10 protein-coding genes are annotated in these 11,259 nt (G+C 62.3%); 4 read left to right on the forward strand and 6 right to left on the reverse strand.

Annotation, left to right across the window (positions count from 1 at the left end; all coding sequences use genetic code 11):
• Positions 1–91 precede the first annotated feature (91 nt).
• From COLINT_RS04415 to COLINT_RS08505, 3 genes are all read right to left on the reverse strand, one after another.
• Positions 92–2,401, reverse strand: a complete 2,310-nt coding sequence (locus COLINT_RS04415; RefSeq protein ID WP_006723181.1) for a hydratase — start codon at positions 2,399–2,401, stop codon at positions 92–94.
• 195 nt (positions 2,402–2,596) lie between these two features.
• Positions 2,597–3,769 carry an MFS transporter gene (locus tag COLINT_RS04420; protein ID WP_039910584.1) on the reverse strand — a complete coding sequence of 391 codons (1,173 nt, stop codon included), beginning with the start codon at positions 3,767–3,769 and terminating at the stop codon, positions 2,597–2,599.
• 192 nt (positions 3,770–3,961) lie between these two features.
• Positions 3,962–4,132: a hypothetical protein gene (locus tag COLINT_RS08505; protein ID WP_006723183.1), complete on the reverse strand. Its 171-nt coding sequence runs from the start codon at positions 4,130–4,132 to the stop codon at positions 3,962–3,964.
• 235 nt (positions 4,133–4,367) lie between these two features.
• Between COLINT_RS08505 and COLINT_RS04425 the strand changes: the two genes are divergently transcribed.
• Together COLINT_RS04425 and COLINT_RS04430 are read left to right on the forward strand one after the other, a co-directional pair.
• Entirely contained in the window at positions 4,368–6,110 is a 1,743-nt protein-coding gene (locus tag COLINT_RS04425) for a TerB N-terminal domain-containing protein (RefSeq protein WP_006723184.1), read from the forward strand.
• Positions 6,103–7,485 (forward strand): ATP-binding protein, encoded by a 1,383-nt coding sequence (locus tag COLINT_RS04430; protein ID WP_006723185.1) that lies wholly within the window; start codon positions 6,103–6,105, stop codon positions 7,483–7,485. Before COLINT_RS04425 ends, COLINT_RS04430 begins: the two co-directional genes overlap by 8 nt.
• 190 nt (positions 7,486–7,675) lie before the next feature.
• Here COLINT_RS04430 and COLINT_RS04435 read toward each other — a convergent pair whose 3' ends face one another.
• On the reverse strand, positions 7,676–8,095 hold the full coding sequence (locus tag COLINT_RS04435) for a DUF2871 domain-containing protein (protein ID WP_006723186.1): 420 nt from the start codon (positions 8,093–8,095) through the stop codon (positions 7,676–7,678).
• A gap of 159 nt (positions 8,096–8,254) precedes the next feature.
• The gene (locus COLINT_RS08150; RefSeq protein ID WP_156780326.1) at positions 8,255–9,289 is read right to left on the reverse strand and encodes a GIY-YIG nuclease family protein; all 1,035 of its coding nucleotides are present in this window, start codon (positions 9,287–9,289) and stop codon (positions 8,255–8,257) included.
• Between the two features lie 166 nt (positions 9,290–9,455).
• Between COLINT_RS08150 and COLINT_RS04445 the strand changes: the two genes are divergently transcribed.
• Together COLINT_RS04445 and COLINT_RS04450 are read left to right on the forward strand one after the other, a co-directional pair.
• A complete protein-coding gene (locus tag COLINT_RS04445) occupies positions 9,456–10,028 on the forward strand; it encodes an SGNH/GDSL hydrolase family protein (protein WP_169302857.1) in 573 nt (190 codons plus the stop codon).
• Positions 10,029–10,477: 449 nt separating this feature from the next.
• On the forward strand, positions 10,478–10,951 hold the full coding sequence (locus tag COLINT_RS04450; protein ID WP_039910350.1) for a rhodanese-like domain-containing protein: 474 nt from the start codon (positions 10,478–10,480) through the stop codon (positions 10,949–10,951).
• Positions 10,952–11,093: 142 nt separating this feature from the next.
• Here the strand turns inward: COLINT_RS04450 and COLINT_RS04455 are convergent, their stop codons facing one another.
• The gene (locus tag COLINT_RS04455) at positions 11,094–11,258 is read right to left on the reverse strand and encodes an IS3 family transposase (RefSeq protein ID WP_006723191.1); all 165 of its coding nucleotides are present in this window, start codon (positions 11,256–11,258) and stop codon (positions 11,094–11,096) included.
• Position 11,259: the final 1 nt, after the last annotated feature.

Here is an 11,259-nt window from a genome sequence, read left to right on the forward strand (position 1 = left end):
CCTTTCGTGCAAAAATGCCCGCCTCGTCGTGAGGCGGGCATGCCCTGTTCACGTGGCGTTTATACCCACGACAAGCAACTCCAAGCAGGTGTCAGTTATTCTTCGCGCGGTCGCGATTGTAATTTATGAGGCAACCGGCCTTCACGATGGCGCGCTCCTCGGGCGTCATATCGGCGACGAACAGCTCAATCTGCTCGACCTCGCCATTTGCACGCACGACCCACGCGGGAATCGCGTCCATCGCGCCCTCGAGCGCGGAGCGAATGCCCGGCACGTACACGTAATCCCCCACCTCGAACATGGGCTCGCCCTTCATCTGGAAGGGGACCATGCCCCAGTTCATCACGTTGGAGCGATAGCGCTTGGTGGCGTACTCGCGCGTGATGTTGGCCAGGCCGCCCAGCACGCGCTGGCAGCTGGCGGCCTGCTCGCGCGCGGATCCGTCACCCGGCTTGACCGCATAGATGGTCGACCCGATCTCCACGGACGCCGGGTCGTCCGCACCGGGCGCGCCGGCGGCGACGAGGCCATCGAACACGCCGGCAACCTCGGCAGGCACAGCGCCCTCGAGGCGCTGCGCCTCAAGCTCAGCCACGGCCTTGGCGCGACCCACGTATTCCGGGTCGCGGCGGCTCAGCGTGAACTCGGCGAGGCCCAGCGGGTTGGAACGATACGAACTCGTCTCGCCCGAGGGAATCAGCTCGTCGGTGGTGGTCACGTCGTCCATGATCTTGGAGGCGACACGCAGCAAGATATTCTCGGCAAGCGGCTCCATGTCCGGCCAGTCCTTGATATTGGGGCCGTACACCAGGACGCGCCCGCCCTCGGCGGCGCCGAACCCCTGGTACACGCGGTGCTCGTACGCGCTTGCGTCGAAATGGTACGACATGCGCTCATCCCAGACATCCTCGGGCAGATCGGTCGCGGCGGTTAGCACGCCGCCCGCGGCTGCAGTCGCGGCGATAGAGCGTGCGTCCATGAGCGCCACACCCGTGAGCTGGCCATTTCCGGGCTTTGAGCCCTCGCGGTTGGGGAAATTTCGGGTGGTGTGACGGATCGACAGGCCGTTGTTGGCCGGCGTGTCGCCCGCGCCGAAGCACGGACCGCAGAACGCCGTGCGCACGATCGCGCCGGCCTGCATGAGGTCGAATGCGGCGCCATTGCTCGCCATCTCCAGGAACACGGGCTGGGAGCTGGGGTACACCGAGAGCGCGAACTCACCATTGCCGCAGGTCTTGCCCTTGAGCACGCGAGCGGCCTGCATCACATTGGTGAAATTGCCGCCCGAGCAACCCGCGATGACGCCCTGCTGCACCTGTAGGCGACCGTCCGGACGGATCTTGTCCAGCAAGGACAGCGACGCGCGACCTCCGCCCACCTCGGCGGCGCGGAGCTCGACCTCGTGCAGGATATCCTCGAGGTTGGCGTTGAGCTCCTCGATGGCGTAGGCGTTCGAGGGGTGGAACGGCAACGCGATCATGGGGCGCACCGCGGAAAGGTCGACGCGCACGCACCCATCGTAGTAGGCGACGGAAGCGGGATTGAGCTCGCGGTAGTCCGCCTCGCGTCCGTGCTCGGCAAGATAGGAGCGCGTATCCTCGTCCGTGCGCCAAATGGAGGTGAGGCACGTCGTCTCGGTGGTCATGACATCCACGCCGTTGCGGTAATCGGTCGGCATGCTCGCCACGCCGGGGCCGACGAACTCCATGACCGCGTTCTTCACATAGCCGCAATCGAACACCGCGCGGACGATTGCCAGAGCGATGTCCTGCGGGCCCACGCCGGGCGCGGGAGCACCCTCGAGATACACTGCCACCACGCGGGGATAGGCCACATCGTAGGTGTCGCGCAGCAGCTGCTTGACCAGCTCGCCGCCGCCCTCGCCGATGGCCATCGTGCCCAGGGCGCCATAGCGGGTGTGGGAATCGGTGCCGAGGATCATTTTGCCGCAGCCGGCTTGCATCTCGCGCATGTACTGGTGAATGACGGCGATATGTGGCGGGACAAAGATGCCGCCGTACTTCTTTGCGGCGGACAGGCCAAAGACATGATCGTCCTCGTTGATGGTACCGCCCACGGCGCACAGGGTGTTGTGGCAGTTGGTGAGCACGTAGGGTACGGGGAACTCGGTCATTCCCGAGGCCTTGGCCGTTTGGATCACGCCCACATAAGTGATGTCATGGCTGGCGAGTGCATCGAAACGCAGGCGCAGGCGACCCATGTCGCCGCTCGTGTTGTGCTCGGCAAGGATCCCATAGGCGATGGTCCCCTCGCGGGCGGCATCCGGGTTGGGGAGCTGGGGGGCGTCTTGCATGGCCCCGGACACGCTCTCTTCGGAGATGATCGTCTTCCCATCCACGAGATAAACGCCACCGTTATACAGCTTCACCGGCTCTGCCATGCGCGCACTCCATCCTGACCATACGGCCCCACGTCCGCGGCCGATGGCGCGCGGGTACTTTAGCTTGTTGCAGTATACCCGAGCACGCGGACAACTCCGGTGCACGGTGACGGACGCCACGAGAACTCAATCGGCATCCAAGTGCCCGAAATGCGAGAGGGGTGCGGCGGCTACGGAAAGGCCGCCGCACCCGACCTACCGCATGAGCCTGAACAGAACCCCCACCGTGACCAGCAAGCAAACGGCGCCCACCGCACCGCCCACGACGCCGAGCAATTCGACCGACAGGCTCGTCACCACGAACCCGCCCACCGCGGAACCGGCCCCGATACCGAAGTTGAACAGCCCGGAAAAGATGGACATGGCCACGGCGGACTCGTCCGCCTCGACCGCGCGGATGACCTCCGATTGGAAGGCCACGTTGAACGCCGTGGCGCAGCAGCCCCACAAGACGAAAACCGCGCTCGTGGCGGCGAAGCTCGCCGCGCATGCGCGCAACGCGAACAACGCCAGGACCATGCCAGCGACGGAGCACGCGATAAACGCCTTGCGACGACCATCGTACACGCGGGAGAACAGGATACTTCCCATCAAACCGGCGCAGCCGAAAACCGTGAGCGCCGCGGTGATGGCGGTGGGCTCCATCCCACCCACGTGCGCCAGGAACGGCTCGATGTAGCTATAGCCCGTGTAGTAGGCCGTGGCGAACAAGACCGTCACCGCATACATGGCCGCAAGGCGGCGATTTCGCATGAGCGCCGGCAACTTGCCGAGGGTGAAGGGCTCGCCCGCCGGTATCTTAGGCAAGATGAAGGCAAGGTAGACGGCCACGAACGCAGAAACCGCCCCAACGACGCCGAACGCCATGCGCCATCCCAGGGCGAGGCCGATCGCGCGCCCCAGCGGCATTCCGAAGATCATGGCGATGGACGTTCCCGTCGCGATCATGCCGAGCGCAACCGACGCATGCCTCGTGCTCACCAGGCGCGTCGCCATAACCGAGGCGATGGACCAGAAAATCGCGTGGGCGCAGGCGACCACGATGCGCGCGACCACCAGAATCGCGAACGTGGGGGCGCCGGCCGAGAGGGCCTGACCCACCGCAAACACCGCGAGAACGCCCAGGAGCAGGCGCTTGAACTCGATGCGCGACGCCGCGATCATGAGCGGCAGGGAGAGCAGCATCACCGCCCACGCGTACACCGTGATCATGACACCGGCGGCGGCCTCGGTGATGCCGAAGCCCGAAGCGATATCGGTCAAGAGGCCGATGGGCATGAACTCCGAGGTATTGAGCATGAACGCAGAGAGCGTCAGGCCCGCAAGCGCCATCCACTGTCGAGATGTCATGCCGGCCTCTTCGCCCATTCGCCCGGTGTCGCTCGCTCCGATTCCCCCGCTCACGCGCCCCATATTCATACGCCCCTTCGCATCGATCCTCAAAAGCGGCTGGCCCCGCACGACACGGGGCCAGCTGAACAGCCGATAGATTATAGGGGACCGACCGTTGATCCGCGGACTTGAGGACGCGCTCAATACAGCCGGCGGCGGGCGGCGCGATTAGCGCGCTGCTTTTCCGAGCAGGTACATCATGCCGAAGAACAGGGCGGCGGAAGCCGCCAGGCAGCCGACCATCCCAAAGGCCCTGTCGAATAGGCCCTTCACACCGCGGTGGCGCGCCTCGTCATCGAGAGCATAGGGGTTGTACTCGTACGGATTGCGGGTATTCATCGATTGCCTCCTTATCGGCCTGCGGACGGGCGGCCCTTTTGTTCTTGACTGCATCATCCGCCACCTGCGAAAACAGCACCATCGATTTGGCTTACGCACGCCTTGCGCTTTTGTAAGAGAGCTTGGGAAACGCTGAAGAGGGGCCTGAGGCGCCATCCCTTCCCTTAAAATACGAACATCTGTTTGGTTCTGTGGTATACTGGAGAGTACATCCGATATGCCGGGGAGGTGAGCCATGAAGCCGATGAACGGATTGAAGCCCGCTGCTCGCGAGCTCATAGACCGCATTATGGCGAGCGAGCGCTTGCAAGGCAGCTCCCACTTCTCCGAACGCGTGTATGCGAGCGAACCGATCCTCACCACCGGCCGACAAATGGCGAACTACCTCCCCGACCGCTATCGCGAAATGAAGGCCATCTCGCGCTGGGAGACCAACTCGAACGGCAGTGGGCGCTGGCTCTCCGAGGCGGAGCTGTTCTACCGGCAAGGCACGTTCATGGCGGATTTCGAGGATGACTGCCCCTACCCGGGCACGTTCAACTCGTATTTTCCCACGTACAACGCGATGAGCGATCGTCAGCTGCGCGGATATTTCACCTGGCGCGCGGCGGTGCGCCAGGGCGACGTCCGAGAGTCGTGCCTCTCCTTCGCCTATGTATACCTCTACGAGCTCATCTGCGGAATCGGCGTCACGGACCCGATGGACGGATTTCAGAAGCTCGAATCCTTCTGGCGAGCGTACCGAGCTTTCTCGCCCAAGATCGACCGCTACGCCCGCACATGGCTGCAGGATTACGTCGTCTACCACGGACTGTCGCCCCAGCTGCTCGAACCATACAAGACGCTCTCCTTCGATCGGGCCCTCGTCGCGCTGACGCGCGCCGAGGAGCTGGCGTGCGCCCGCCTTGCCAACCCCCAGAGAGGACGACGTAAAAAAGGCTCCTCCGCCCTGCCCCTGCCCGGGGACCCTGCTGCCGAGCAGCGGTTGTTCGATGCCCTGGATGCGCTCTCGACGTATCATCTCGCCGGAAGCCGACTCTACAAATCAAGGCCCGAGGCGCTGCGCCACGTGTGCTGTGCGGTCTTTGTCCGCATGAGCGAGTACTATCACAAGCAGCGCAAATACAGCCTTACGGAAAGCCTGTTCGGCGGGCAGTTCGAGCTCGCGTACACCATGTTCGGCTCGGCGGTGTTCTTCGAACCCGAGCGCCATCCTGACGCTGATTACGAGCTCGACGAGATTCATCGGTATCGCTGCCGCAACGGCGCCTGGTCCTGCGAACGCTATCAGGGCAATCGCTCGCGCAACGCCAAACTCGGCCAAGCCATGCGCGCCGCCGACCGGATCCTACGCGAGGGGCTCGGATTCGACCGCCCCCTTAAGGAGCAGGGCAAGCTCCCCAAGTACCTGCAGGGGCTCATCGAGGAGGAGGTTGCGGCCTGGCTCGCCTGGAGCGCGGCGCATGCACCCGTGCGCGTCGAGATCGACCTCTCGCAGCTCACGGACATCCGTCGTGCCGCCGCAAGCACGCGCGAATCGCTCCTCATCGACGAGGAGCGCGAGGGGACAGGGGCGCTGCTCGACGCGGCGGACGGCGATACCCGCGACGGCGAGAGCGACGATGTGACGCACGTGGACCGTACGGCCCCCGAGCCGCTCCCCATGGCGGCTGCGGCCGCGTCTCCGGTTGAGCCCATCTCGCCGCCCACCGCCACAGCCGCCGCTGGGTACACGCACCAAACCGCAGGGCTCGTCCCCTCCGAGGTCGGCTACCTGAGAGCTCTGCTCGAAAAAGACCAAGCCGAGGCTGCCGAGATCGCCAAGGAGAAGTACGGCTCCGAAGACATGCTTGTCGATGCCATCAACGAGGTCCTTTTCGACCTCGTCGGCGACACCGTGATCGAATACGGACCAGACGGACCCGAGCTGATCGAAGATTACCGCGAAGACGTGGAAGGATTTCTGAACCATGAGTAACCAGCCCGCCGCACCGCGCGTTCCCAAACGCGTCGCCGCCGTGATCTTGAATTCCCTCAAGGGCGGCGTGGTCCCTCGTATAGGCCTTCCCTATATCACCGTTGGCCGTGAAATCGAGATCCAGGCCCTTCTCACCGACCTCGCCCTCATCGCCGACGGAGGGGCGAGCTTCCGCTTCCTGGTAGGCCGATACGGCGCCGGCAAAAGCTTCTTGCTGCAGACCATCCGCACCCATGCAATGGGCGAGGGCTTCGTGGTCGCCGATGCCGACCTCTCCCCCGAACGTCGCCTACAGGGTGGTCAGGGCCAGGGCCTCGCAACCTATCGTGAGCTCATCCGCAATCTCTCGACCAAAACGAGGCCCGAAGGCGGGGCTCTTACCCTGATTCTCGATAAATGGGTCGCCAATATCCAAGCAGAGGAGGATTCGGCGGCAGCGAACGCATCCGCGATGAACGCCGGGTCCACGATAGGCATCACGGCGGATAACGGCCCGACATACACCGGCCTTCGCAGGCAGCTCGCCGACCTCGAGGAAATGGTCCACGGCTTCGAGTTCACGCGCGTGCTCGGCGTGTACCGGGCGGCCTGCGCCCAAGGCGATGACGAGATGAAGAGCCGCGCCGTCAAATGGCTGCGCGGTGAGTACCGCACCAAAACGGAAGCCCGAGCAGAGCTGGGGATAAGCGCCATCATCGATGACGACTCCTGGTACGACTACGTCAAGCTGTTCGCGCGCTTTCTTACCGGAGCCGGATACCGCGGCATGCTCGTCCTCATCGACGAGCTGGTCAATCTGTACAAGATTCCCAACGCCATCACCCGTCAATACAACTACGAGAAGATCTTGCAGATGTATAACGACACGCTGCAGGGCAAGGCCCAACACCTGGGCATCATCATGGGCGGTACGCCGACCTCCATCGAGGACCGCAGGCGCGGCGTGTTCTCATACGAGGCGCTGCGCAGCCGCCTCACTCAGGGGCGTTTCGCTCGCGAGGGGATGCGCGACATGCTCGCCCCCATCATCAGACTTCAGCCGCTCACCTATGAGGAGCTGCTCGTGCTCATTGAAAAGCTCGCGCAAATCCACGCCGGATATTTCGGATACGAAAGCAACCTGGACGAGGGCGATCTGGTCAACTTCCTCAAAATCGAGTTCGGCCGCGTGGGTGCCGACACGCACCTCACGCCGCGCGAAGTCATCCGCGATTTCATCGAGCTGTTGGACATCATGTGCCAGAACCCCGATGTCGCCCTCAAAGACCTGCTCAACGGAGAAGGCGGGGCCGACGGAGGCTGCACATTCCTCTCAACACCCGCGACTGGCCCCGCCACCGGCGACGATGCGCCTTTCGCCGAGTTCACCATTTAGGATCAGCCGTAACACCTGAACGCGCGCTGCACGCAGGCGCGCTCGTAGACGATGTTTGTAACTTTAAAAGCGCCCGGCACCCACAATGAACTGTCTCCCATTTCTCATGTCCAAGAAATGGGAGACAGTTCACTATCGAGGTGTCGGGCGTTTGCCGATTCGAGTTGAATCGCATCGAGCCTGCGAGGGCCTACGCCTCCGCTCGGGAGACGGCGCGCTTCACGCCCAGCAAGATGAGCACGATGCTCACGCCGAGCACTATGTGGCCGAGACCGGCAACGCCGGAAATCGCCGCGTCCATACCGTGGGCAAGCTCAATGCCGAGTACCTGCGGAACACCGCGCACCACGAGCATCGCTGCGGTGGCGTTGAGACCGATGTGATACGCCGTCACGGCGCGGCTCACCTTGGCATCGGTGATGTGCAGGGCGTTCTCAAGCAACACAAGCAAGAGGAAGACGATCATGCCCAGCGCAAAGTAATGGGTGTGGACGAACGCGAGGGTCGTTGCCCCCTCGAAACCATTGAACTTGGTGAACTCACGGAAGAACACGCCTCCCACCATGGCGAGAATCGCGTAAATCAAAGCGCTGTTGGCATACTTCTTCATGACAGTTCCCTTCAATCGCTCTCAATTGCTTCTTATTCTATTGCATATGTGACATGAACCCCGGATATCTTCGTTCAGCCGAGGTCCACGCCTGCCCGGCACGCGTTATGCCCATCGCCCGCCCATCTCAACGCGGAAACGACCGCCCACGACCAAGGTTTAGCGGAACGAACGCAAGCGCTCTTTTGCCTCAACGGAAATGCGCCGACTCTCGCAGGCCTTTTGGATTGCCTTGCGGCGCGTCCATTCATCAAGCAGCGCGCATTCATCCCGACGTTCCATATACGGCCATGCCGCCATTGGCTGCCTGACCAGCGCCTCAGCGAAATACCATGCCCGCATCATGTCAACGTAGTAGGCGTCCGATTCCGGCTCGGGGCGCGCGGGCGAACCCGGCATGCGCGCAGCCGCAACCATCGCCGCAAACCTCGGCTCGAACAGGTCGTCCAAAAACAGACGCATGAGAACTCCGATGCCGAAGCGCACGGTAAAGCCGTGCTCCGAGCTCATCCAACGCCGCGCGCACTCCAGCGTTCGGGCAGGCTGCTCGGCCAGCACTCGCACCGGCAATTGGTCGCATGTCGCCCAGTTGTCTACATGCGGCAAAAACAAGTCATACAACTCAATCGCCCGCTCGCACTCCCGTTCCATGCCGATGGCAAACGCGTGGACCTGGTTCTCCTCAAACAGGACATGCGGAAGTGAGCGTAAAAAGTCCGATGCATCGTCGCGTCGACACAGCTCGCGAGCGATCTTTCGCAAATGCGGTGTGCGAACACCAACAAGCCGGCGGGGATCGACCGTGGGAACGAGCGGCCTCATGAATGCGGCGTAGTTGGGGTCCACGTGGTTTGCCAAGCTCCTGCATACGAATTCGGCAGCGGTGTCCTCGCCAAAACCCGGAAGCTCACGCCGCAGCACGTCCTCAAGCGGCTCATGCTTGGACCGTTCCAGGAGCTTGTCTTTTTGCTCACGGGAAAGCTGCTTGAAATGAGCCTCCGCACTCATCGCACGAGCCTTCGAGTAAAACCGGGCATAAGCGACAAGGCTGACGGGCGCATGGGATTTGGTGTACTTGGCGCCACGGCCCGACTGATGGGCCGCCAAGCGCGCTTGAACATCGGTCGCATACCCGGTGTAGAGGCTTCCGTCGCCGCAGGCGAGCACATACATATAGTAATCGAATGGCGACATCTGGACCCCTTTCTTGAACTCCGACCCCCCAGCAGAACGGGCGCGCCCACGCCCTGGCAACACCAGTCTAACCGCCTCGGCTCTTCGCGGCTCGTTTGCACGGATGACGACTGCTACGATAAACGGGTTCACTGGCTTTAAGCAGCTCTCACATGGAAGACTCTCTATGCGCTCGATACTCATGATTGGCAACAGCCTGACCTCAGCCAACAACATCCCCCAGACGCTCGCGTCCATCTTGGATACCGAGGTCATCGCCATCACGCGCGGCGGAGCGCGGTTGGCGGAGTTTTCGAATGAGAAAACCCGGACAGGTCAGCGTGCACGGGAAGCGCTTTCATCTGGAGACTTTGACCTGGTCATAATGCAGGACATGAGCCACCTCGCCGCAACGAATCCGGCGGCGCATGTGCGCTCCGTTGCGGCAATGAGCAAGTTGGCCAGGAGCCACGACGCCTCTCCGCTTCTGTATGGCACCTGGGGATATCAGGTCGGATGCCCTCGTCTCGAAAAACTTGGGATGACCGCAGAAGAGATGTGCGAGCTCATGAGCGTAGGGGGCCGGCGGGCGGCAAATGCGGCATGCGTGCCGCTGGTCGACATGGCGAGCATAGCCGCCCAATATGAGAAGCCAGAAGATCTCTACGCTGCGGACGGGATTCATCCAAGCGAAGCCGGCTCTCTGCTCATTGCGAACCGCATTGCGAGCCTTGTTGAGGATTTACTTGCCTCTAGATGAGGCACCGCGGGCTCTTTGGAGCGCCGGGCATCGTGCGTTTTCGCGATTGTGGTCAAAATACCCTGATGGTGCGCCGACTTGACGCTTGAATGTGCCCAGAAACCTTATACATTTCTCAAATAATTGTCATCTGTTCATTATCTTTGTCCCTCAGCCCTTTCCGGAGATCGAAATGAGGGAGAAATGCCGGGCACCGCGGGTTTCACAGCCGTTTCCCGGCTTCCTTCAGCGCACAATCAGGGTATTTTGACCAGACTCTGAAAAATGAACGGCCGCCGGCAGGCGAAAAACACGCTTTTCAGCCGATACGTTTTTTGCCCTGCATAGACGCCGGCAATTACCTGCGGCGATTTTACGGCTCGCGCATAACCCCGCCTGCCTTCTATGTGACAAGGACACAATCATTTCCTGATATGCTGGAATCGAAAAAGCCGAGAGAAAGGCACAGAATGAACCGTCGCACATTCCTAATTGCCGCATCCTTCGCGAGCATCGTCTCCCTCGCCGGGCTCACTGGCTGCTTTGGAGCGGCCGCCGACAGCAACGGCAACGGCAACGGCAACGGCAACGGCAACGGCAACGGAAGCAATGCTACGAATGACAGCAGCAACTCTAGCTCCTACCAGCAAGTTGACGCCGAAACCGCAAAAGAGCTCATGGATACCGAGGACGATTACGTCATCCTCGACGTTCGCACGCAAGCCGAGTACGACGAGAGCCACATCCCCGGCGCCATCCTCATCCCCCACGACACCGTGGCGACTGCCGCCGAGGACGCACTGCCCGACAAGGGCCAGCTCATCCTTGTATACTGCCGCAGCGGCAATCGCAGCAAGCAGGCCTCGCAAGCACTCGTGGACCTCGGCTACACCAATGTCGTCGAGTTCGGGGGCATCAACAGCTGGCCCTACGAGGTCGAATAGCGGCCGCCCGCCGGGCTCGCCCAGCCACCCGTCGGGCTCGCCCGCAGCCCGACTTTACCAAGCAAAACGCTCTTAAACAGATGGGGGTGCGACCAGATTTCTGAACTGCGCCCCGAAACTTGGACGCGATAAATCATAACCGCTAAGCGGCCCCCCGAAGGGCCTGCTCCCGGAACTCCACCGGGGTCAGGCCCTTCAGCTTGACCTGGCGCCTCACGTTGTTCCAGTGGTGGATGTAGTCCTCCAGGTCCGCCTTGAACTCCTCGAACGTGTCCCAGTCGCGCCCGCGGAGGAACTCGTCCTTCAGG

It is taken from the genome of Collinsella intestinalis DSM 13280, from assembly GCF_000156175.1.
Lineage (GTDB): Bacteria > Actinomycetota > Coriobacteriia > Coriobacteriales > Coriobacteriaceae > Collinsella > Collinsella intestinalis.

Excerpts from the sequence above, each read along its gene's own strand:
- COLINT_RS04450 (WP_039910350.1), top strand. The coding sequence starts at position 10,478 with ATGAACCGTCGCACATTCCTAATTGCCGCATCCTTCGCGAGCATCGTC.
- COLINT_RS04445 (WP_169302857.1), top strand. The coding sequence starts at position 9,456 with ATGCGCTCGATACTCATGATTGGCAACAGCCTGACCTCAGCCAACAAC.
- COLINT_RS04420 (WP_039910584.1), bottom strand. The coding sequence starts at position 3,769 with ATGGGCGAAGAGGCCGGCATGACATCTCGACAGTGGATGGCGCTTGCG.
- COLINT_RS08505 (WP_006723183.1), bottom strand. The coding sequence starts at position 4,132 with ATGAATACCCGCAATCCGTACGAGTACAACCCCTATGCTCTCGATGAC.
- COLINT_RS04430 (WP_006723185.1), top strand. The coding sequence starts at position 6,103 with ATGAGTAACCAGCCCGCCGCACCGCGCGTTCCCAAACGCGTCGCCGCC.
- COLINT_RS08150 (WP_156780326.1), bottom strand. The coding sequence starts at position 9,289 with ATGTCGCCATTCGATTACTATATGTATGTGCTCGCCTGCGGCGACGGA.
- COLINT_RS04415 (WP_006723181.1), bottom strand. The coding sequence starts at position 2,401 with ATGGCAGAGCCGGTGAAGCTGTATAACGGTGGCGTTTATCTCGTGGAT.
- COLINT_RS04425 (WP_006723184.1), top strand. The coding sequence starts at position 4,368 with ATGAAGCCGATGAACGGATTGAAGCCCGCTGCTCGCGAGCTCATAGAC.
- COLINT_RS04435 (WP_006723186.1), bottom strand. The coding sequence starts at position 8,095 with ATGAAGAAGTATGCCAACAGCGCTTTGATTTACGCGATTCTCGCCATG.